Source organism: Halonotius pteroides, from assembly GCF_003605635.1.
Classification (GTDB): domain Archaea; phylum Halobacteriota; class Halobacteria; order Halobacteriales; family Haloferacaceae; genus Halonotius; species Halonotius pteroides.
This window is the reverse complement of sequence record NZ_QMDW01000032.1, coordinates 1-19,929: the sequence shown is the minus strand read 5'-3', so window position 1 is coordinate 19,929 and position 19,929 is coordinate 1. Positions and strand designations below refer to the sequence as shown.

Annotated in this window: 23 protein-coding genes; 10 read left to right on the top strand and 13 right to left on the bottom strand. The window is 51.3% G+C overall.

Translation table 11 applies throughout. The annotated features are described in order from the left end of the window. The first annotated feature begins 199 nt into the window (after nucleotides 1–199). Entirely contained in the window at nucleotides 200–340 is a 141-nt protein-coding gene (locus DP106_RS14035; protein ID WP_120086317.1) for a DUF2080 family transposase-associated protein, read from the top strand. A 9-nt stretch (nucleotides 341–349) separates the two neighbouring features. Beyond that, a complete protein-coding gene (locus tag DP106_RS14030; protein ID WP_120086315.1) occupies nucleotides 350–1,609 on the top strand; it encodes an RNA-guided endonuclease InsQ/TnpB family protein in 1,260 nt (419 codons plus the stop codon). Nucleotides 1,610–1,620: 11 nt separating this feature from the next. On the opposite strand, the gene DP106_RS14025 is transcribed toward DP106_RS14030, so the two are convergent. The 3 genes from DP106_RS14025 to DP106_RS14015 are packed head-to-tail and all read right to left on the bottom strand — an operon-like array spanning nucleotide 1,621 to nucleotide 3,461. Further along, complete coding sequence (locus DP106_RS14025; protein WP_120086313.1) at nucleotides 1,621–2,079, bottom strand: HVO_A0114 family putative DNA-binding protein; 459 nt, start codon at nucleotides 2,077–2,079, stop codon at nucleotides 1,621–1,623. Then, the gene (locus DP106_RS14020) at nucleotides 2,072–2,371 is read right to left on the bottom strand and encodes a toxin-antitoxin system TumE family protein (protein ID WP_120086311.1); all 300 of its coding nucleotides are present in this window, start codon (nucleotides 2,369–2,371) and stop codon (nucleotides 2,072–2,074) included. Before DP106_RS14020 ends, DP106_RS14025 begins: the two co-directional genes overlap by 8 nt. 49 nt (nucleotides 2,372–2,420) lie before the next feature. Next, on the bottom strand, nucleotides 2,421–3,461 hold the full coding sequence (locus tag DP106_RS14015; RefSeq protein ID WP_120086309.1) for an integrase: 1,041 nt from the start codon (nucleotides 3,459–3,461) through the stop codon (nucleotides 2,421–2,423). A 380-nt stretch (nucleotides 3,462–3,841) separates the two neighbouring features. Here DP106_RS14015 and DP106_RS14010 point away from each other — a divergent pair, with 380 nt between their 5' ends. Beyond that, nucleotides 3,842–4,444 (top strand): site-specific integrase, encoded by a 603-nt coding sequence (locus DP106_RS14010; protein ID WP_120086307.1) that lies wholly within the window; start codon nucleotides 3,842–3,844, stop codon nucleotides 4,442–4,444. 17 nt (nucleotides 4,445–4,461) lie between these two features. Here the strand turns inward: DP106_RS14010 and DP106_RS14005 are convergent, their stop codons facing one another. Beyond that, on the bottom strand, nucleotides 4,462–6,543 hold the full coding sequence (locus DP106_RS14005) for a winged helix-turn-helix domain-containing protein (protein WP_165857914.1): 2,082 nt from the start codon (nucleotides 6,541–6,543) through the stop codon (nucleotides 4,462–4,464). Between the two features lie 78 nt (nucleotides 6,544–6,621). On the opposite strand from DP106_RS14005, the gene DP106_RS15980 reads away from it, so the two are divergent. After that, the gene (locus DP106_RS15980; RefSeq protein ID WP_165857913.1) at nucleotides 6,622–6,786 is read left to right on the top strand and encodes a hypothetical protein; all 165 of its coding nucleotides are present in this window, start codon (nucleotides 6,622–6,624) and stop codon (nucleotides 6,784–6,786) included. 597 nt (nucleotides 6,787–7,383) lie between these two features. Here DP106_RS15980 and DP106_RS15595 read toward each other — a convergent pair. Further along, nucleotides 7,384–7,602, bottom strand: a complete 219-nt coding sequence (locus DP106_RS15595; RefSeq protein ID WP_133305165.1) for a hypothetical protein — start codon at nucleotides 7,600–7,602, stop codon at nucleotides 7,384–7,386. Nucleotides 7,603–7,888: 286 nt separating this feature from the next. Here DP106_RS15595 and DP106_RS14000 point away from each other — a divergent pair, with 286 nt between their 5' ends. Both DP106_RS14000 and DP106_RS13995 read left to right on the top strand, forming a co-directional pair. Beyond that, nucleotides 7,889–8,305: a hypothetical protein gene (locus DP106_RS14000; protein ID WP_120086303.1), complete on the top strand. Its 417-nt coding sequence runs from the start codon at nucleotides 7,889–7,891 to the stop codon at nucleotides 8,303–8,305. Next, nucleotides 8,302–9,453, top strand: a complete 1,152-nt coding sequence (locus DP106_RS13995; protein ID WP_120086301.1) for a tyrosine-type recombinase/integrase — start codon at nucleotides 8,302–8,304, stop codon at nucleotides 9,451–9,453. The genes DP106_RS14000 and DP106_RS13995 overlap by 4 nt, the downstream gene beginning before the upstream one ends. Before the next feature lie 216 nt (nucleotides 9,454–9,669). Here DP106_RS13995 and DP106_RS13990 read toward each other — a convergent pair whose 3' ends face one another. Then, a complete protein-coding gene (locus DP106_RS13990) occupies nucleotides 9,670–10,014 on the bottom strand; it encodes a ribbon-helix-helix domain-containing protein (RefSeq protein WP_120086299.1) in 345 nt (114 codons plus the stop codon). Nucleotides 10,015–10,214: 200 nt separating this feature from the next. On the opposite strand from DP106_RS13990, the gene DP106_RS13985 reads away from it, so the two are divergent. Continuing rightward, nucleotides 10,215–11,231: a Cdc6/Cdc18 family protein gene (locus DP106_RS13985; RefSeq protein ID WP_120086297.1), complete on the top strand. Its 1,017-nt coding sequence runs from the start codon at nucleotides 10,215–10,217 to the stop codon at nucleotides 11,229–11,231. A 130-nt stretch (nucleotides 11,232–11,361) separates the two neighbouring features. After that, complete coding sequence (locus DP106_RS13980; RefSeq protein WP_120086295.1) at nucleotides 11,362–12,006, top strand: hypothetical protein; 645 nt, start codon at nucleotides 11,362–11,364, stop codon at nucleotides 12,004–12,006. Between the two features lie 10 nt (nucleotides 12,007–12,016). Here the strand turns inward: DP106_RS13980 and DP106_RS15975 are convergent, their stop codons facing one another. The 5 genes from DP106_RS15975 to DP106_RS13960 form a co-directional block, all read right to left on the bottom strand. Beyond that, the gene (locus DP106_RS15975; RefSeq protein WP_165857912.1) at nucleotides 12,017–12,166 is read right to left on the bottom strand and encodes a hypothetical protein; all 150 of its coding nucleotides are present in this window, start codon (nucleotides 12,164–12,166) and stop codon (nucleotides 12,017–12,019) included. Beyond that, a complete protein-coding gene (locus tag DP106_RS13975; protein WP_120086294.1) occupies nucleotides 12,163–12,546 on the bottom strand; it encodes a DUF7718 family protein in 384 nt (127 codons plus the stop codon). Before DP106_RS13975 ends, DP106_RS15975 begins: the two co-directional genes overlap by 4 nt. Before the next feature lie 99 nt (nucleotides 12,547–12,645). Then, nucleotides 12,646–12,819: an AbrB/MazE/SpoVT family DNA-binding domain-containing protein gene (locus DP106_RS15590; protein WP_133305164.1), complete on the bottom strand. Its 174-nt coding sequence runs from the start codon at nucleotides 12,817–12,819 to the stop codon at nucleotides 12,646–12,648. 72 nt (nucleotides 12,820–12,891) lie between these two features. Then, complete coding sequence (locus DP106_RS13965; RefSeq protein WP_120086320.1) at nucleotides 12,892–13,920, bottom strand: type II toxin-antitoxin system CcdA family antitoxin; 1,029 nt, start codon at nucleotides 13,918–13,920, stop codon at nucleotides 12,892–12,894. Then, nucleotides 13,917–17,663 carry a beta strand repeat-containing protein gene (locus tag DP106_RS13960; protein WP_120086290.1) on the bottom strand — a complete coding sequence of 1,249 codons (3,747 nt, stop codon included), beginning with the start codon at nucleotides 17,661–17,663 and terminating at the stop codon, nucleotides 13,917–13,919. The genes DP106_RS13965 and DP106_RS13960 overlap by 4 nt, the downstream gene beginning before the upstream one ends. 413 nt (nucleotides 17,664–18,076) lie before the next feature. On the opposite strand from DP106_RS13960, the gene DP106_RS16435 reads away from it, so the two are divergent. Both DP106_RS16435 and DP106_RS13950 read left to right on the top strand, forming a co-directional pair. Beyond that, the gene (locus tag DP106_RS16435; protein WP_276310098.1) at nucleotides 18,077–18,211 is read left to right on the top strand and encodes a hypothetical protein; all 135 of its coding nucleotides are present in this window, start codon (nucleotides 18,077–18,079) and stop codon (nucleotides 18,209–18,211) included. Between the two features lie 140 nt (nucleotides 18,212–18,351). Further along, nucleotides 18,352–18,609: an AbrB/MazE/SpoVT family DNA-binding domain-containing protein gene (locus DP106_RS13950; protein ID WP_120086286.1), complete on the top strand. Its 258-nt coding sequence runs from the start codon at nucleotides 18,352–18,354 to the stop codon at nucleotides 18,607–18,609. 458 nt (nucleotides 18,610–19,067) lie between these two features. Here the strand turns inward: DP106_RS13950 and DP106_RS13940 are convergent, their stop codons facing one another. Together DP106_RS13940 and DP106_RS15970 are read right to left on the bottom strand one after the other, a co-directional pair. Continuing rightward, nucleotides 19,068–19,586: a DUF7342 family protein gene (locus DP106_RS13940; protein WP_120086284.1), complete on the bottom strand. Its 519-nt coding sequence runs from the start codon at nucleotides 19,584–19,586 to the stop codon at nucleotides 19,068–19,070. A 117-nt stretch (nucleotides 19,587–19,703) separates the two neighbouring features. Then, complete coding sequence (locus DP106_RS15970; RefSeq protein ID WP_165857911.1) at nucleotides 19,704–19,865, bottom strand: hypothetical protein; 162 nt, start codon at nucleotides 19,863–19,865, stop codon at nucleotides 19,704–19,706. Nucleotides 19,866–19,929: the final 64 nt, after the last annotated feature.

The window sequence follows — 19,929 nt, the reverse complement described above, 5'->3', positions numbered from 1 at the left end:
GAACTAATCAACGTGTCAAAATATACGTTAGCTAATTCTAGGCGGTAAGCCCCCTTCCTCAAGGAGCAACGCAGCGAAGCGAGTAGCGCAGTAGGGAGGGGATACACCGCCGTCATCGTCACTCATACACTGTTCCCCATCACTACCCCACTCCCACGCACCGACACATTTATGTTAAAACAATGTATAAACACAAGTGATGGATAGGCATGAAATCGAAGGCCACGAAGTCATCGAGGGCGAAGTGAAACAGACCGGCAACGGCGCACACGTCCTCGTTCCGAAACAGTGGCGCGGCGCAGACGTGAAAATCGTCCGAACGTCCGATCCCGACGAATAGCTACCGCCAATGCACTACGCCTACAGGTTCCGGCTTGATCCCACGCCTAGCCAGCGTGAGCGACTGGATTATCACCGCGATACCTGTCGGCAACTCTACAACCACGCGCTCACCGAGTTCAACGAAATCCCTGAATCGGCGGGGACGCTCAATCAGCGAGTGCGACAGGTGCGCGACCAATTGCCTGATCTGAAAGAGTGGTGGGACGACCTCACCGACTTGTACTCGACAGTCGCACAGGCCACTGTCATGCGGATTGAGGATAGTGTTAAAGCTCTCTCTGAGCTGAAACAGCAGGGCTACAAGGTCGGCAGCCTCAACTGGAAGGCACCGCAGGAGTTCCGCAGTTTCACCTACGTACAGTCTGGCTTCGAGTTCGATAGTAAGGACGGCCACACTGTGCTGTCACTCACGAAACTCGCGGATATTCCCGTGGTGAAACATCGTGAAATACCGGACAGTGAGACGATCAAAGAGGTCACAATCAAGAAGGAACCCACTGGTGAGTGGGTTGCCTGTGTCACGGTTGACGGAAAAGAAACACCGGAGAAACCGGAGAGGCCTGAGCGGTGTGTCGGGATCGACGTGGGCATACTGAAATACGCCCACGACACTGACGGCAGAGCCATTGGGTCGCTCGATCTGGCCGACGAACGTGAGCGATTGCAGCGCGAACAGCGGAAACTCAGTCGGAAAGACCACGGGTCGAATAACTGGGAACAGCAACGGCAGAAGGTGGCGCAGTGTCACCAACAGCTCAAACGCAAGCGTCGAGACTTCTTGCATAAGTTGTCGAATTACTACGCTACCGAATATGACCTTGTGGCCGTTGAGGACTTGCACATCAAGTCCATGCTTGAGTCTGCCGGCAACAGCCGAAACACGGCGTCAGCGGCGTGGAACACCTTCACCACCATGCTCTCATACAAGTGTGACCGTGAAGGCACACACTTCGTTGAAGTTGACCCAGCCGGAACGACCAAAGAGTGCGCTAGTTGCGGCGTAGCCACCGACAAGCCGCTGTGGGTACGGAAACACTCCTGTCCGGCCTGTGGGTTTGAGATGGATCGAGACGCAAATGCAGCGATAAATATTCTATCCCGTGGGTTCGACAAGCTAGGAGTGGTTCACTCCGAAGGTACAACGCCTGTGGAGACTGCGCTCCCTATGTTCGCATCTGACTCGGTGTCAGGTGTGGATACAAAGCGCGTCATTGAAACAGGAAGCCCCACCCTCAAGGATCGACCGGCGCAAGCCGTGAGCGAGTAGGGTGGGGTAGTTCACGCAAGGGCAGAATTTTCTCCAGCCGAGAGTCCAGCAAGCTCCACATCAAGATGAATCCGCTCGTATGGGACATACGGGCGTTTTGACTGGCCTTCGTCGATGATGAACAGAAGACCATGATCGGCGAGGAGGCTGACATCGTCGTGAACCGTACGGTAGTCTCGTTCAAGCTCGTTGGCTACTGCGGTAATGCTTTCAGCCGCACCGTCGATATCGATTAGGTACTGTAACAGTTCGATTCGGCGATTTGTGAGGATTTTGCGTAGGTTGCCAACAGTAGCGAACGAGACCACAGCTGGTTGTGATTCCCCGTCAGCAATCTTCTCTACGGCGTCAAGGGCGTCCTCTTGCATGGTCTCAAAGCTCTCAACAGTTACACGAAGGAGAGCTGGGTAAGGACGATCACGGGGGTCGCTGTACTTGTCAGGCCAACCGTTGTCGATTGAATTAGTCATGGTCTGTGTTTTCGATGCTAGTTAGATGATTGACTTCTTGGAGAAATCGAGCAGCATGAGCAGTGATACTCTGGAAATTAATTTCGGAGTCCGTACCGAAATTGATGTGTCGGTGGTGCCATCCGATGTCATCTGCATCATGTGCGTTATCATATCGGAGTATTTCCCCAGTCTCTGGATGATAGAACTGGAACCGATAAAACCAGTCTCCGGGGTAGTCTTCATCTGGAACGGCAAATATCTCAACCCGACCACCGGGGACAGCACGGTTCAGCTCCAGCGCATCTACCATCTATTATGTGGTATGAGGTCATAAAACATAAATTATTCGCTGGTCGGTCTTACTCAAGAACAGTAAGGCCAGCGTCATCGTAGATCTGCTTCAACTTGCGAGGCGAGTAATCGAGGTAGTGTTTTTCCAAGACGGATTCGGGAACTCGACCAGCAAATGCATCAATGTAGCTTGAGTCAACGCCGAGAGAAGCCATCTCGGAAGCGAACCACCGGCGGAGTACCTGCGGGGTGATCTTCACACCTGACTCCTCGGAAATCTTCTGGAACATGTTGAGTACAGCGGGTTTGCTCAGCTGGAACAACCGATTATCACCGGGTTTTCGGTGGGGTTTGTATGCCGCAAACGCCGCTTCTGCTTCCTTGTTGTAGAAGGAAACCCACGTTTGCTTGCTCTCAGATTCCTTATCGGGAATCAGCATCCGGTCTTCCTCGTTGATATCGTCCATTGTGAGCTGCACCAACTCAGCGGAGCGTAACCCCGAGGTCGCATACATCAGGAAGACCGCCCGGTATCGGCGGGTATCGATAGTCTCGTAGAACGTCTGTAACTCATCTTTGGTCGGGACAGACGTTGGATTCGGGCTGATATTTGGGATCTCGAAGCTGCTTGCAGCCTCACTATCGACGAATTCACGGAAGAAAACCCGGACAGCCGAGAGGATGTTCTTGTGTTTAGCATCGCTGATTGGCTGTTCTGACTCGATATACGCGATGATATCCATTTCCCTGATCGCCCCAGGTGGTTTCTCAGCGTGGCGAAGGAGTCGGCCAACGTATCGGGTATGCTGATCGAGCGTCGATTGACTCCGGTTAAGAACCGTTTTGCCGTACTGCTCGTAGTCAGCAATGATCTCATCAACGGAGGCATCAGCATACTCCTGTGGCGGCTCTGACGCCTGCTGCTCGCGGTCGCCATCGATAGGTGAGTCTGACGCAGATGAAGACAGAACAACCTCTTCACCGCTAGTGAGAGCTTGAACATACTGTCTCAAAGCCCTCTCGCTGACACCTGAGATATTCAGTCCCAGCTCTTTGGCTTCAGAGTGGAGTTCTGGATCGAGCGTGATATTGACTCGCTTCTTATCCATCAGACTCACCGGTCACTCGTGTCTATGCACATATTGCACATTTGATTTTCGATGAACCACATGGTCATCGAGAATCAACAGCGGGAGAAAGTGGAGTGCCTGTATTCCCCCGGACGAAAGGGTGGGTGTCGGTGAGTCGGTGGGGTGTCACCAGATGGCCGTATGGGTCACAAGACGGCCACCTGAGAGTATTCAACTATCCAACTAAATCTATCGACAGCACACCGCTCTTCAAATAAATATTTACAGCGGAAATGTGGTGTGTGCCGTAAGCGAGTTATCACATAAAGCGATTACAAAACCCGCTCAACCACCCTATATCGGGGTCAATTCGGAGAAAATCAGTGCTGCTATAATCGAATAGTACAGACAACTCGATTATGGTTCGGATCAAAGACGATGGGGGAACCCACACCAAATGCCTGCTCGATCCATTCGACGAGGAGGCTTCCCAGCTCGAAGCTGCCGCAAGAGATGTCGATTGGGAGCGCGAAATTGCTATGCAACTCATGGTCAGGTGTGGCCTCCGGGTTGATGAGATCGCTTACCCCACACTTGATCGGCTCAGATGGTCGTCCAGCGGCGACTGTTGGCTCCTCGAAGTCCAAGGCAAGAACACGAAGGGGAGCGGAAAGAAAACCCGAGATGTATGGGTTCCCGAAGAGGTAGCTGAGAATATCCAGCGATTCAGTAGCGAGCGTGACAGAGACGCTACCGAGTCAATCGTGTCGGTGACGACGCAGTCTGTCCGCCGGTGGGTAAAAGAAGCGGCCGAGCAGATAGCTGAGGATGGACACGGTGATCGGTGGCGATCTGTCTCTAGTCACGATCTCCGCCGAAGTTGGGCGACGTACCACATCGTTGAACGGGGCGTCGACGTACGAACGATGATGTCGATTGGTGGGTGGTCAGACTACTCGGCGATTGAGCCGTATCTTGGCGAGGCTACAGAGAACAAAATCGGTCAATCAATGGCTGATTAAATCATTGGTGCGATCCCTCAGCCTGACGCCTTCGATACTGAATATGCAGCAAGCCGCTGCTGCGGAATATCAGGCCCCAATCTAATATCAGTAGTGTCGTCGCCATCGATTAGCGGATCGAGATCAGGGTCGTCCCGGTATTCTTCCCTGGTTTCGAGGCCCCAAAGCAGGGGTAAAACACTCCGAATCCACGTATCAGCGGCCTCTATACCACGAAGGTCGGCACACCAGTCCCTCCCAGTCGGGCTACTCGGGAAATCATCGTCCGGTATCGGTGTCCCAAAGTGGTGTTCGTGAGCCGTCTTGAGAGCCTTCGCTGCTTTGTGGATATCCGGTCGCAGGTCGGGATCGACCACGTACATCGGATAGCGGTCGTTCGTTCGTTCCTCACCGGTGTTGAACGAGAGATTGAAGCGGTAGCCGGTCGGTGTCTCGTCGATCAACCCGAGGTCGAGCAGGTCGGGGAGGTGATCCCGCAGCGACCGCTCGGAAACGTCGGCTCGATCAGCCAGCTCCGATTGGGAGAGCGGTTCTGTGGCGTTCAGGAGGGCGATGACTGCCTTCCGAGGTGTTGAGTTAGTACCACGGAGGATGTCGTCAGCACCGAGCTGAGATAGCGCATATCGGACTTCGCGAGCGTCGATTGATCGACGATCTTCATTGGATTGGAGGTGGTTGAGGGCTTCAGCGACCTCAAACGGCGAGTTGCAGAGGCCCGCTAGCGTCGACACAGCCTGCGGCGTCGGGTTGATGTTCTTCTCCCGGCAGAGCCGGGTGGCTGTCTGGGCATATTCACTACGGGATACGTCGCCCCTGATTGAGAGGTTCAACTGAAATTCCGGGGCATCGTCATGCGGTTTTCCCGGTTCCAAGTTATTGTTAAGCGACCGAACAAAGTCCTTCGTTTGACTCTTGAAATCACCAACAACAGCAAAAGAACCGATCAACTCAGCGTATGGGTCATGGGCGTCAACGTCAGGGACAATCGCCTGTTCTCGTTTGTTCTCACGATCTTCGTAGAGGTGTCTGTAAGTATTAGCTTCACCATAGACTGACTGTATCGCGCTGCCTTTGCCAATTGTCTTGATGAGTCCCTGTTTCTTTATTCCAGAAAATTCTCGATAGCGAGGGACACGAACTTCGCGGATTATCTCAACATCAACTATATCGAGGATATGAGCCATTGTACCGGCCAATCCGTGTGCATCACGAACGATGTCACCACGGAACTCAGACTCATTCAGGGCATCTGGATAATTACCGTTCGTGAGTCGCTTGGTGTCATCCAGTAATTTATCCAGAGCATCAAGTATGAGATCGCGGAAGTCGTTAATGTCGGTGATACGGTCAGGGAGGTATCCAAGACAGCGGAGTTGTCGGAGGACTACTCTGTGATCGGCAAAGAGGTCGCGGAACTTGTCTCTGTTAGCGGCATCAAGCTTGTCATCAGTAAGTATCCACGACCATATATCCCGATTAGATAAGGCTCGTGCAATGCTGACCCAGTAATTCAGGGGGTTATCATATTCAGCGGAGACAATGAGTTGCCTATTGTCGTGGTCATAATGACGTCCAGGGGCAGCACGATCATCTAAGAGATCAACATCAGTGTCAACAACCGAGATATCGGCGTTAGAGACAGTTGCAGTGATGGCATGGAACCGATGGCGGGGCAACTCGCGGATATTGTGGAGACAAGGGAGGCGGTTACGAGGTCGGGAGGATGGAGAAGGGGGCGGGGAGGAGGTGTCCCGTGAGCACGCGGGTTTAACACGGCTATTGTTAGATGATTTTCCGACGGCGATAAGCGAGTCATCAAGAGAAGACTGTAGACCCACAGAAGCCCGTACAGCGTCGAGATAGGACCGTCCAGCGGAAATGAGCGACACTATTGAATCGTCATCGGAAGACAGAGTATCGGAGACTAAATCGTACTCTCTGAGATGATGCAGACGGTTGTGAATCGTATCTCGTTGAACACCGAACTCTGATTCAAGATCACTGATAGTCCGTGTTTCGGAGGGAGCAGCAGCGATATGCCGGAGTGTGTCAATTATCTCACCGTCGATGTCGAACCGCTCAATCGCATCCTGCACCATCTTTGTATCGTCGGTGGATGTACCCTGCCTAGTATTACGCTGTTCGATAAGCGAGCCGGGAAGATCGCCGTCGTGAGTGTGGACGATCCACTGCTCCAACCGGAGGGTTGTCGGGACAAGATACACCTCGACGGCCGTACTCAGATGCGAGATGAGCTTGCAAATGTCTCGTCGCTGATCTGCCCGCTGCTGCTTGAAGTCCTCGCCAAAGCGGATGACAACAGGCTCATCTGTCTCAACTAGCTGTGCGACAGCGCAGGCGTGTTCAATGCTGGTTCTGACGCCGCCGTCAAGCAATTCTCCAGAGCCGAGTGATTGGATAAAGCTAGCTGCGTCACACTGCTGGTCAAACCGTACATTAGACCGCCACGATGAGACGATTGACGCAATGACGCATTCCTGCTCGTGGGTCAGATCGGGTGCTGAGAGGGCGTGTCTGACCGCACGCGATGGCGATGCCGATGATTCGTCAACAACTGTATCAACGCCAGCAGCGATTGCGGACAACAGAGGCGACATATCCTCCCACACGTCATTCGGCGGCTGCCCGTCTAGCGAGATATCCGCTGCCTTCTCCCGTTTTGGGCGGGTCTGAGTCAGGGTGATCCTCGGTTTGTCAGTGTCGGAGCCAGGGTTAGACACTGCAATCACCCCAGACAGCCGACGCTATGGCTGCAAAGCGACAACATCTATTACCATTGGGAAGCAAGAAATAGGTGGACACCTTGCGATCGTTCCCTGACAGACTCGCCAAAGTACCGCAGGGATGATCGATGGTCGGTGTCTTGCTACCTCCTACCCCCCTTGTGGGGGTTGGATTCATGATCGTGAGTGGCTATTTTACAGGTCTTTCGTATAGACTTCTGTGACTGTTAGTTCAGCTTGCACAACCACTTTTTCAACTTCCTCTCCTTGCTCATATTCCAAGTCCTCTGTTGTTGCATCAAGAGTTCGTCGTGCTCTCTGTGGTATAGCAGACAGAAACTTGGGAGGGCCAAATTCAATGTTAGTAATTGTGGATTTACCAACTCTGTAATCTTCCTCCGATTCTTGACTCATCTCATTATATACCACGAACTCCCATTAAATAAGCTTTACTGGATTTACCTATAGATATCTGAGTTAAACTTCTAATGGGGCAGAAAAAAATCTAGCGTCAATCTCGCCACTAAAACAAATAACTGCCCCTACGCCTTACTGCGATTCTATAACGATAATAAATATGATATATATAAAACGGCACGGCTCCATTATTTTCGCGGCTTTCTACTGTTCCCGAACAGTTTTCGTTACAATTACTCTTCGATCACAAGTTTTACTGTGGTGAGTCTATACTATACTGAGTATGGAAGAAGCTGAAGAGAATCAGAATGTAATCGCGGTTCCGCTGTCAGAAAAACGCCATCCAGAAGATGCGCCGGTTATGATGGACTTCGCTATCAACAAGATCAACTGGGAACTACTCCAGCAGCGGATGGATGAATATGGATTTTCAGCTAAGGCCCGTGCTGCTCGGTACTTTATTAACATCGGTATGCACTCTATAGCCGAGAATGATCCTCGGAACTCAAGCAGTGAGACAGAGAATACCCAAAGTACATCTACTGAATCGGTAGGTATAGAGAACTTTGTTCCTGAAGGCAAAGAAAATGCACTCAATATAAAAGACGACGAACTTGTTGAAGCTATTAGAAATAATATACTTGATATTGTAGACGATAATCCTGAGCTACAACGAGACGGACTTGAGGTATACCGATGAGCCAAAATATCGGAGATTTCGGGGAAGACGATTTAGAAAAACAACCTAATGAAAGCATAGTTGAATTTTATTTACGGACTCGAAAAGATGAGATCAAAGAGAACACAGCAGATACATTTAGAGTCTCTTGGAATAGGCTTCGGGATTATATAGACTCTGAACACCCTGATAAGACAATATTTGACCTTACAACTGCTGATGTTAAGGACTGGTATGCATTTCTTGAGTCAGATGGTGTCCGTAGTATTACAATAAAGCACTATGCTAGCAATGTAGCTCAAATAATGAACGATCTTAGAGCAAATAACTATATTCAGGGTAATAAAACGCCCTTTGTTGATGCACAAAACATAGTTGAATTTAACACTCGCAGTGGTTCTAAGCTGGAAGTGGCTTATTTAGATATGAGAGAAGCTATTAATAATATAATTTCTCCAACTGCTCTTGTTCTTATCACACTGTTGGCGAAGTACGGATTAAGATCGGGAGAGCTTTTGAACCTCGATGAACGGGATTTGAATCTTAACCACCCAATCTCAACGTATATCGACGATCCTAGACGACAAATACGGAATAATCCAAATTCAATGTATATTGATTCAACTATCAGTGAGGGTAAAATTCATAATGGAGAGCGCAGAAGAATATCTAATAAAAAGAAGTCTACAAGAGAGCTTCCTCTTGACGATGAGACTGTAGAGCTATTAGCTTGGTATCTGTCAATGCGGGCTAGCTCTAATTCTCCGAGTAACCCAGTCATCACGAGTAATAAAGGTGGTGGAGATCACAGACGAGATAGCGAATATGATTCCGGTCACATTGTTAGGGTAGGATCTAGACCAGGTATGCCCACATTGACCCGAGCTGTCGAAAGGTTTGCCAAACAAAATGACTGGCACGATCAAGAAAGAAGGGCTGGGATACACCCGCACTGGTTCAGGCATTGGTTTACTACAATAATGAGAGGACGGGTCAGTGAAGATGAAATTCACATAGGAACGGTCAAAGGATTTGTTGGAGGATTAAGAGGAGATACTGGTGGTGAAGTCATCGACACTTACACTCAGGATTGGAACGAAGCATTTGAAGAAGATGTACCACCCTACGATAAGATTGTAAGACGAAATCTCCCAAAATTCTTTGACTAACTCACATTCTATTACTCTATATAGAAGCCTCTAACCCCCTAATCTCAATGAGGGCAGTGTCAACCGGAGCTACCGGAACTGCAACTCAATCCACCGATGCGAACTGAGCGGCAGTCAGGCCGATTGACGCCGATGTGACTGACCTACTTCTCCAACAAGTGATTTCCAACCAACTCAGCATAGGCCTGAAAGGCTATAACGGAGACGAGCGATAGCCTATTCAGCTTCGTTGTCAGCGTTCTCATCGGACTCTCCACGGCTTCGCCACCATGACCACCACTGAACGAAGAACGGTGCTTGCTGTTGGTTCTCGATTGTCTGCGCTAGCTCTGTCACCTGTTCCCCAACTTGATCCCGCTCGCCAAGCATATTTTCGAGTTCGTTGATCCGGGCTTCCCGATGTTTAATCTCAACCTCTAGTTCCTCGGCCTCAAACCCACGCTCTAACAGGTGCCGAATCGCCTCCGCCTTGCTATTGATACCATCATTGTCTTCAACTAATTGCTCAATGTCTTCATTCAGAGATTCGGGGACTGACGCGCTGATTCGGGGTCGTGCCATGGATTTGATCTATCTTCATCGCTCTGCATCGATTTTACATCGCTATCTTCATCGCTATTACATCGTAGCGATGAACCCGGAACCCTACTAATACTCCCGATACCCCCAGTATTGGCAGGTATATCTCGTATACTCGGTATTACGGAGGTATCGGAAACTGCCCCCTTCTGCTTATGAGCAATGCCCGTGATCTATAGAGTATGATTACCGACGCACGGGTGTTACAGCCCGAGTTCGTCCCCAACGACGTGAAACATCGATCCGCAGAGGTGAGCCACCTGTCAGATACCCTCCGCCCGATTATCGATGGGAAGCGGGCCGAGACGCCATTCCTGTATGGCCCATCTGGAGCAGGCAAGACCTGTATCGCCCGCTACACCATCGATCGCCTCCGCGAGAACGTGGTCGCCCTCGATCACCAGTACGTCAACTGCTGGGAGGATCATACCCGGTTCCAGACGCTCCACAGACTGCTTGAGGGTATCGACAGGGCATATGATATCCACCGCCAATCGACACCACGAGACGAGTTGCTAACCCGGCTCAGAGACCACGACGAGCCGTATGTTGTGATCCTCGATGAAGCCGATCAACTAGAGGACAAGAGCCTGCTGTATGACCTCTATCGTATCCCGAACCTGACGATGATCTTGATTGCGAACCGGCAAGAGGACGTATTCAGCGACTTGGATAGCCGCCTCAACAGCCGATTGGAGGCGTGTGCCCGGATTAGGTTCGGCCAGTACAGTATCAATCAACTAGTGACGATTCTAGAAGATCGTGTCCAATGGGGTGTCAATCCAGATGCGATTAGCACCGAGCAGCTAGAGCTGATTGCCGATTATGCCGCCGGTGACGCCCGTGCCGCAATTGGGATTTTCCGTCACGCCGCGAAGGTTGCTCAACGAGACGGTTACAACCAGATCACCGCTAGCGTGATTGACAGTGTGGTTTCGGATGCGAAATCGGAAATCCGACAAAAGACAACTGAGAAGCTGACTGACCACCAGCAGGCACTCTACGACATCATCACAGATACCGATGAGATCAATCCCGGCGACCTCTACGACGAATACTGTACTGTTGTCGACGATCCCAAGACGAAGCGCACCATGCGGAACCACCTATCAAAGTTAGAGGAATACAACCTCATCACCGCTAGCGGGGCCAACCGGGGACGAACATACCAGCCAATAAGTGACACTCCGACGAGATAGCGTCGAAATACGGCTATATATAGTGGTTTCGACGCCGTGACCCCGAGGGTAGTTATGGGCGAACCGGTGTCTAAATCGGAAGCGGAAGCTCCCCGCCGAGATTGATACGTGATCTGATATTCCACACGGTATGGGCCTTGATCCAATCGCGTTTGACATCGAAACCAGCGGCCTCAGCGATGATGCTGTGATTACGGTCGCTGGCTTCGCGCACGACCTTGGAGAATCGATTATCCTCAACACTGGCGGCCGGGATATTGACGCGCCGGCACTCGCTACCGAACTTGACACCCATTCCAACGGGGCGATCTCACTGGATGCCGTCGAGAACGAGCAAGCATTGTTGGAATCCGTTGCCGACGTTGCGACCGGGCAGATTGACGGCGACCGCCACTATCTCACCGCCTACAATGGCGAGACATGGAACGGTGGATTTGACCTTCCGTTTTGCCGGACTCGGTTTCTCAAACACAATATGCAGTGGCCGTTCGGTGACATCGCCTACGCCGACATGATGGAGACGATGGATCGGTTCGACACAAACGATCAGCGCGACCTTGTGGGCGTCTATGAGCAGTTGATCGGGAACGAGAGTTGTGACCCCTTCGAGGACAGCGGCGAGGCTGTGTGCGCGTTTGAGGCCGCTGAGTGGCTGCCACTACTCAAGCACAATCTCGCCGATATTCAGCGCACGCGTGAGTTGGCACAGCTTGCAGGGCGATTCGTTCCCAAGAGCGATTTCGGGATGAAGAGTCTGGAACCGCCGCAACAGTAAAAAAACGTAATTAAGAATCCGAGCCGGGAAACTCGTAATCGTCCGGATCGACATCAAACTCTTCAGCATCGCGGTCTGTCTCCGCTGCGAGAGCGTTGACAACCCGTTCTCCAAGCTCATCGGCAGCTGCGGCTACATCGTCGATCTCCTCGTCTGTCATCGGTCGTTCGCGTTCACGTTGTGCCATTTTTCGAATCTCCTGAGTATGCGATCCGCGTGCTCTCGGATGTATACCGTACAATAGCGTGGGGCGCGGTTTAACTTCACCGCCGGGAAGTCCTCTCTTACACGGTATTTCTCTCCATCTCGGTAGATATCCATGTGGAGTCCATCCTCCGTGATATCGTGACCGAACTCCGTGTTAGGGTTGTGGTCAAATCGGACCACCTCCATCCAGTCACCTTCGCGCCAGTATTCCAGTTGGACAAAAAATCGCGTCACATCGCCTTTCTCTGTCGATAAGCCGATTCGAATTTGAGAACGACGGTTGATGACCGTCGTGAACTCTTGCTCATACCCTTGTGGGCCATCATCGTCCATCGGACTCAGTGCTCCCCTGACCTATTGCCAGAGTAAATCCGGTGACATCTGTGAGTAGAGTGTTCCAGAGCTACAGTCAGACACTGACTGATGGTGAAATCAGCTTTCATACACACGTCGGTATCGGAGGACAACATCACCGTCTTGTTCCTCAGCTTCGAGCTCGAAGACATCACCTTGGTTGATATCATATTCTCGAACAGCGTCAACGGGGATTGTGATATCCAAAGAATCCGCCCCGTGATGGTCGCGTGCTTTCAGAGTCTTAGACATCGTTCGATGGGAGGACATGATAGCATTTTGTAATTTCTGTGCAAATTAATCAATCTGTTATAAATGCACATTTTATTCTAACACCGAAATCCCAGCGTCCTCGTAGATTTTCTGAAGGTTCTCTGGCGTGTAATCCGAGTAGTGATTCGCAAGCACGGATCGGGACGTTCGACCACAGAACGCATCGATATGCCGATCAGCGACACCGAGACTACTCATCTCCTGACAGAACCAGACCCGAAGCACCTGCGGCGTGATCCGCATCGTGTCGGCCGCAACGCTTGCGTCGGCGAAATTGTGCGTGAAGGTCGACTTGTGACGAGTGAACAGAGGCTCATCCGAGTCCATCTGATCGAAGTCGTACTCGTCGTGGAGTTTTCGTTCCGTATCCGGGCTGTAGAACGACATCCACTGCTGCTTGGTCGTTTGTCCGTCCGCCTTCTGGGGGTACACGCCCCGATTTTCTAGATCGAAATGCTTCGGCGTAAGATCGAGAATCTCGCTGCGTCGGAGGCCAGACGTAGCCATCAACAAGAGGGCGGCCTGTTCTTCTCCAGCGTCAAGCTCGTGGTAGACGGCTTGGAGTTCCTCTTTGCTGGGTGCTTTTGTCGGCGTCGGCGGCGGGTTCTTGATTTTGAAGTTCTCAGCGAGGTCGGTATCGTAGAATCGTCCGTAGATGATACGGACTGTCTTGACGCAGTTTTGATCATCGTACTGCTGGAGGAAGTTACGAAGATCCTGTTCAGAGGCCGTCAGCGGGTGGTCATCAAGGAAATTAACGAGTTTTCGTGCATATCGAACCCGATCTCTCGTCGTTCGCTCGGCTAGATCCCAGTCAACGTCGCAGGCCTGCTCGAACTCTTCGAGGAATTGCTCGGGGTCGAGGTCGTCGGAAGTGGTGTTGATAATCCGCGCTGCGTCCATGTGGGCGAGCGTAATCCCGAGTGGTGCTGGTGTACCGTCGGCTATCGGGCCATTGTGAGCACTTTCAATCCGGATTTGGAGGGCTTCTTCAGCTGTCTGGGAGATGTTAATTCCGAGTTCTTTCGCTTTTTTGTATACGTTCGGTTGCAGCGAGATGTTGGTTCGCTTCTTGTTCATCGGAGCCCTCCAGTGTGGGTACGTGTGTATCTATACACACTACGCGGGAGTAGTGCGGTCGAACCAGATTGTCGGTGGTTAGCGAAGGTGCTTATTGTAGTGGTTTGAGCGGCTCTATCGGCTATTGAGTTAGAGAGTTTGAGTGTGTAGTATGCGGGAGCATCCTCTTCAACGGTGATGGTTGCAGTCTCGGAGTCGATGTCGGTCTCGATGCCGTGTTCGTAGTCACCGTCTGCAACATCAGGAACAGTCACGGTGAAACTGACCGGATCAGTAGCACCTGCATCGAGCGTGACATCCTGATCTTCCACATCGGAGCCGTCGAAGACGAACGTTACCGGAGAGGTCGCTTCCTCACCAGCAGTGTTCGTGACGTTGGCTGAGACTTCAATCTCTTCGCCAGGTGCCGCGCTGGCTGGTGCTTCGAGACTACCATCTTCAACCTCGAAGCCTTCGGGCGCAATGACATCCTCAATCACGATGTCAGCGTTGGTTGTTCCGCCAGGGATCTCGAAGATCTGAGCGAAGCCAGTACCTTCGTTGCCTTCTTCATCCGTGAAGCTGGCTTCGACAGTGTAGTTTTCACCGGAGCGGACACCATCCTCACCCGTGAAGGAGAACGATCCTGCGGGCCCTGCGGTGGTGTTAGCTATCTCGACGAACGTCCCAGTTGCGTTCTCTTCGGTGAGCGTCACCTCTGCACCCGGTAGGTTATCACTGGGTGTAGAGTCATCGACAACGTCACCAGTGATCTGCGCATCCTGGAAGATGTCGACAGTTGCTTGCTCGCCACCCTCAGTCGAGACTGGGCCGCTTGGTGCATCGAAGGTCGCAGAGATGTTTGTCTGACCGACCTGTGGACTATCACCAGTGAAGGTCGTGGTGGCTTCACCGTTGGAGTCCAGCACAGGGGTCGTGTCTGCTAACTCTCCGATATTGGAATTGAGTGCTTCAAGCGTGATTTCAATTCCCTCGGCAGGCTGCTCATCATTCGTGCCGAGCTCGCGTTGAGTAGCACTCACTTCAACGCTGACCGGCTCGTCGATCGGTGCTTCGACCGATTTAGCACCGTTGTCAACCGTCACGTCAAGATTGTACGCGAACTGGTTGACGGGTTCAAACTCTTGAACGCTTAGGTCGGTATCAAGCTGGGATCCAGCTGTGTTCGCTTCAACGGCTACAGTGTCGTAGCCAGCGAAGTTAGCGAATCCGTATTCGGTGTTGGCCGTACCTGTATCGCTGCCGCCAGCCATCACAACATAGTCCTGCGCACTGCCAGCATCGGTCGGAAGATTGAGCAGTTCGAAGTTGCCCTGCTCGTTGGTAGTATCAGTCTGGACAGTCCGATCACTATCATCGAATCGGTTTTCGACTCCCTCGTAGGTAAGGTCCTCAGAGGCATCGAATACGTCTTCGGTGTTAGCCTGGAGCGGACCGTTATTTGGACCCTCGTCTACCGTGATGTTCTGGAAGACAGAGACGGTCTCTTCAGTCGAATCATTCTGGATTACGACCTTCTGCTGGACTTGATAGCTCGCATTCGAGAGGAATGCCAGTTCAAATTCAGCTGGAGAGCCACCGTCGTTGTCGAAGATTTCAACGCTTTGGTCACTCTCGTTTTCGATGAGTTCGACACTCGATGGGTTCCGCACGAGGTAATTAGAGCGTGGATCCAGAGTAACTTCTTCACCATCTTCGAACGTGACGACACGGAACTGGTCGCCAGTATCGAGTTCAACATCACCAAGACCGGTCTCTTCACCGGCAACGCCGCCGCTGAAGGTTGGCGTAACGATGCTTGCATCTGCATCGTCGAAGTCATCAATACCGATCTGATCAAGCGTATCAGAGATGTTGGTGCTGTTGATTGACTCAACTACAGCATTTCCATTGTCGCTTTGATCAACAACACGAACACTGTCGCTTAGGACTCGGTCTTCTTGCACTGCGTGGACTTCGACGCCAGCCGTGTTTTCGATGTTGGACTGAGTACCGAGCGTTACGTTTTCGTCGACGACATCAACGGTTCCCGAGAGGGTACCGGTGTCGCCGACTGACGGAATAAACTCAAGATCTTGAGATGTCTGCACGTTGTTGCCATCGGTGGCAGTGAACTCAATCTGCGTTTCGATGACCTCCTCGATATCACTGACAGGAGAGCCGTCAACGCTCACGCTGAACGTTGCCTGGCCGTTGCTGTCTGTGTTCTTTGTCTCATCAGTGGCCGTTCCGTTGATGTCGATGTTATTGAAGTTAGCGACGCCAGAGGTGGTTTCGGAGTTGTTTACACTCGCCTGAACAGGCGTATCCGAAAGTACGGAGCCGCCCAGATCAGCTGAGGTAACCTCAACAGTCACATCAACTGTCTGTTCGATATCGGGTGTCGAGCTTGGATCGACATTGACGACATTGATGTCAGTTGGGTTGATCACCTCTGAGAGTCGAAGGTTACGCGTATCGGATTGACCGGGGGCGATGTTTCGTGTCGGGCCATCGAAGGCTTCAACCTGGCCTGTGAGGGCTCCGACTGGTTCAGCATCAAACGTGTAGATCTGAGACTGACTCGACTGCAGCCTAACCTGATATGTGCCAGGATCTCCACCATTGTCTGAGAAGCTTGCTTCCTCAACAAGGCTATTGTCGTTCGCAAGGGTGTCAAACTCAGAGATGTTTCGGCTATCAACGATTGTACCGATAGGGCCATCAGATGTGATTGTGATGGAAACGTTACCGGAATCGTCGAGTTCCTCTGGTGGGTTGGCGTCGTTTGAGATCTCACCTTGGATGAGGACAGTGTTTTGTGACGAAGACTGGTGGGTGACAGTTTGACTGACGGCATCGCTACTTAACTGCTCTGTAGCGGTGAAATCGAAGGTTCCAATTCCATCGCCACCAGTAGCAGTCACATTTTGTAGCGAGATTGTCGCAAGACCATCACTTCCAGTAGAGATTGTTGTTGAAAGGTTGGATGCCCCAGTTGAGTCATCAGTGAGGTTATCAGTACCACCAGCATTGGCGATGTCAACAGAAGCACCATCGATGCCTTCGTTATTACTGTCAGTTACGTTGACTGTATAGTCAACAGCTGAGCCAACAGTCGTCACACCAGGATCTGGTGTGACTTCGACAGATGGTGCAGTTACGGAGTAACCATCAGTATCTGTTGTCGCATCGTCCGCAGGATCGGCGGACGTGGGGTGGAAACCAACGACGACAGCAGTGTCAGAGTCGGTAGTTGTCGGGTTAGTGAAGTTGCCTGAGTTTGCAATATCGATGGTTGCAGTGTCGTTGCCATTGAAATCAACAGCAACTGGAGTACCACTACCGTCCACAAATTCGAAGGCAACGAGAGCGTTGTTACTAGTGCCATCAGGGTCCACTACAACGTTGTAGTCCGCTACCCCGATACCAGCGTCGGTGGCATCTGTTCCATCGATCGATATGTTAACATCGTTTCCTGTCAGGCTAGTTAAATCAGCACTTCCGGAGTAGGCCGAAAGATCAACTGATAGGGCTTCTATCGAACCCTGGCTGGTTCCAGTGTAGTTTCCGCTGATATTTGAGAGACTGACTTCTAGACCGGTATCCACACCAGCTGTTGTAACGTCTTGAGAGGTGTCAATATCAGCGTCGTTCTGGAGTGCTGCCGCCGATCCAGCAAACGCTGTCGAGAAGGCGACCATCGACAGCACCATGACGGCCGCAAGGAAGACCGCATTAAACTTCTCTCGCGTGCCGCTCATGCGGTCACCTCCGCATACGGGCTAGCCGCGCTCACGTAGCTACTCGATTGGGCTGTACGCTTCGTGCCGGATCAAGAAGAAACAGCCATATCTCTGATAATATTTGACTTAGTTATGTTTGAGACAGGCCACCACGACAAGACTTCTATGGGAGCGTGCAATTCTGTAGATATGCCACATCCTATGAAGCGTATACCTCTCCGTATAGAGACCTTTGAGGAGCTAAGTAAACTCAGAGGATCAGAAGAAACGTGGGATGACATTGTGAAAGAACTGATCAAGACTAAGCAGCTACAAAACCGGCGAGAGCTACTGAAACGGACAGATAACGATAATTTTGCGCCGCTTGATCAAGTATAGCAACAGTGCTGATGCACAAGACTATATTGCTCGTAAACCCGCTAAGCTAGATAATGAGCGATACAGCTTGGGATAGTTCGAAGTCAGAACAGGAAATTCAGGAGAATATTAACCAAGCTCTTGAAGCCGCGAAATCTCTTGATTTTGCAACTCTTGACGAAGTCAAGGAAGCGTTCAAACACGAGTAAAATCGATTTGTCAACCCGGTACTCTTCGAGGTCGCCACCAAGATCGGCTACGAGATCTTCGCATATCTCGTGGGGCAGCTCCTCTCAGTCTCCATTCAAAACGTCTCAATATCTTTGTGCTCGGAGTGTAATGACCACGTATGTCGAGTGGCTCGGATACGCTGGTGGAGGCGGAATCCACGATCAATGACAGTTATGCAACGACGATCCCAGCAGCAATTCGGGCTGCACTCGATGACGCGCTTGAACCGGGAGATACCGTTCGGTGGGTTATCTCAGATGGAGAACTTTCAGTTGAGATCATTCACGAAGGGTATGGTGCGTTCAAAGACGCCGAACCGTTCGATGGGCCTGCATGGGAAAGTGACGCTGTAGCTGAGAGTACCTGGATGAAGTAAAAAAGTTTAAAAAATAGTAGTTGACTGCTCAAACTCTGGAAGAAAGACAAGACATTATTTCCCATACAAGTCGAGCGGGGTTTTCTGACGGGAAAGTATACGATTCGTAAGAATACTCAGCAGTGCCAGTACGCTCCTGAAAATGGCCCCAGCCCTCAACGTGTTCCTGCTCATGGTAGTGCCAGCCAAGATCACGCTCAGCATCGCTGTAATGGAACGAAAACTCAGGGCGGGCATCCTCACTCTCTCCAGCAAACCATCGAACCGTTAGCGTAGCATTGTCACTGTCAACTCCCCACCGCTCTATTGCAAGATCTGCAACGACTTCCACAAACTCGCCAGCTGGAAACCCGCGAGTCTCAATAACGATTGGATGTCGCGTAAGCTCTTGTTTGATACTGTGAAGTGCACGGTGAGACGCCGTTGCTGAGTCGTATGAATCAGATGGCTCACCCATATCAAGCAGATACTCGGAAGTCTTCGCTGTATGTGTCGTAGTTCTCGATTGCATCCTCAACGATAGAGAGACGATAGGAGATGAGTTCCCAATCACTCGCTGTCTGTCGGATTTCTCGTGTCTGCTCTGAGGTCTCTGTCTCTGCAGCACGAGCACGAACCTCAGCAGGCGACTCAACACTATATTGGCTCTGCCAGTCTTCAATCTGGGATTGCAAAGAGGTCTTCAGCTGAATAAGACCGTCACGGTCATGCTGTTCAAGTAACTCCCGAAGCATCTGTATTCGGGTATGAAGCGGATCAGGAGTATAGTGGGCTGTCCCGTCTCGGTCACGCTTGAGAAGGACATTCAATTCAACAAGTCGCTCAAGGTGGTCTCGGGCTGTATTTTCCGCCACATGGGCCTCATCTGCGATATATGAGACAGACCGTGGTTTGGAAACAGCACTGGCGACTGACTGAATTCGGTCGAACGCAGTGGTCTGTTCTTTCCACGCTTCAATACCAGCAGAGTCGCTCATAACACACTGCAACCCCGCCAAGATAATAAATCTATCTTCAAATAGAATATTTGATTTTCGGTAGAGACAGAGACTCCATTGGAAGCAGGCCAGGGCTCGGAGCGATCACAAGGCCGTTCACTCAGCGTCCGGAGTTGAGTTACCAGTTCGGTAATCCTCTGGATTACCACCAAAGTCCGCTGCGAGATCTTCACGCACTTCTTGCCGTACCTCTTCAATATCCTCTCGAAGCGTCTCGATATCTTCGTCAGTCATCGGTGTCGTCTGATCTCGTGCCATTCTTATCCCGAACTAATCAACGTGTCAAAATATACGTTAGCTAATTCTAGGCGGTAAGCCCCCT

What these genes read in the sequence shown, in the direction of transcription:
- DP106_RS15590 (WP_133305164.1), bottom strand. Translation starts at nt 12,819, where the DNA reads ATGTCTAAGACTCTGAAAGCACGCGACCATCACGGGGCGGATTCTTTG.
- DP106_RS14020 (WP_120086311.1), bottom strand. Translation starts at nt 2,371, where the DNA reads ATGGTAGATGCGCTGGAGCTGAACCGTGCTGTCCCCGGTGGTCGGGTT.
- DP106_RS14000 (WP_120086303.1), top strand. Translation starts at nt 7,889, where the DNA reads ATGGAAGAAGCTGAAGAGAATCAGAATGTAATCGCGGTTCCGCTGTCA.
- DP106_RS13965 (WP_120086320.1), bottom strand. Translation starts at nt 13,920, where the DNA reads ATGAACAAGAAGCGAACCAACATCTCGCTGCAACCGAACGTATACAAA.
- DP106_RS15970 (WP_165857911.1), bottom strand. Translation starts at nt 19,865, where the DNA reads ATGGCACGAGATCAGACGACACCGATGACTGACGAAGATATCGAGACG.
- DP106_RS16435 (WP_276310098.1), top strand. Translation starts at nt 18,077, where the DNA reads ATGAGCGATACAGCTTGGGATAGTTCGAAGTCAGAACAGGAAATTCAG.
- DP106_RS13975 (WP_120086294.1), bottom strand. Translation starts at nt 12,546, where the DNA reads ATGGACGATGATGGCCCACAAGGGTATGAGCAAGAGTTCACGACGGTC.
- DP106_RS15595 (WP_133305165.1), bottom strand. Translation starts at nt 7,602, where the DNA reads ATGAGTCAAGAATCGGAGGAAGATTACAGAGTTGGTAAATCCACAATT.
- DP106_RS14030 (WP_120086315.1), top strand. Translation starts at nt 350, where the DNA reads ATGCACTACGCCTACAGGTTCCGGCTTGATCCCACGCCTAGCCAGCGT.
- DP106_RS13950 (WP_120086286.1), top strand. Translation starts at nt 18,352, where the DNA reads ATGTCGAGTGGCTCGGATACGCTGGTGGAGGCGGAATCCACGATCAAT.
- DP106_RS14005 (WP_165857914.1), bottom strand. Translation starts at nt 6,543, where the DNA reads ATGGTGCAGGATGCGATTGAGCGGTTCGACATCGACGGTGAGATAATT.
- DP106_RS14025 (WP_120086313.1), bottom strand. Translation starts at nt 2,079, where the DNA reads ATGACTAATTCAATCGACAACGGTTGGCCTGACAAGTACAGCGACCCC.
- DP106_RS13995 (WP_120086301.1), top strand. Translation starts at nt 8,302, where the DNA reads ATGAGCCAAAATATCGGAGATTTCGGGGAAGACGATTTAGAAAAACAA.
- DP106_RS13985 (WP_120086297.1), top strand. Translation starts at nt 10,215, where the DNA reads ATGATTACCGACGCACGGGTGTTACAGCCCGAGTTCGTCCCCAACGAC.
- DP106_RS13960 (WP_120086290.1), bottom strand. Translation starts at nt 17,663, where the DNA reads ATGAGCGGCACGCGAGAGAAGTTTAATGCGGTCTTCCTTGCGGCCGTC.
- DP106_RS15975 (WP_165857912.1), bottom strand. Translation starts at nt 12,166, where the DNA reads ATGACAGACGAGGAGATCGACGATGTAGCCGCAGCTGCCGATGAGCTT.
- DP106_RS13990 (WP_120086299.1), bottom strand. Translation starts at nt 10,014, where the DNA reads ATGGCACGACCCCGAATCAGCGCGTCAGTCCCCGAATCTCTGAATGAA.
- DP106_RS13980 (WP_120086295.1), top strand. Translation starts at nt 11,362, where the DNA reads ATGGGCCTTGATCCAATCGCGTTTGACATCGAAACCAGCGGCCTCAGC.
- DP106_RS14035 (WP_120086317.1), top strand. Translation starts at nt 200, where the DNA reads ATGGATAGGCATGAAATCGAAGGCCACGAAGTCATCGAGGGCGAAGTG.
- DP106_RS13940 (WP_120086284.1), bottom strand. Translation starts at nt 19,586, where the DNA reads ATGAGCGACTCTGCTGGTATTGAAGCGTGGAAAGAACAGACCACTGCG.
- DP106_RS14010 (WP_120086307.1), top strand. Translation starts at nt 3,842, where the DNA reads ATGGTTCGGATCAAAGACGATGGGGGAACCCACACCAAATGCCTGCTC.
- DP106_RS14015 (WP_120086309.1), bottom strand. Translation starts at nt 3,461, where the DNA reads ATGGATAAGAAGCGAGTCAATATCACGCTCGATCCAGAACTCCACTCT.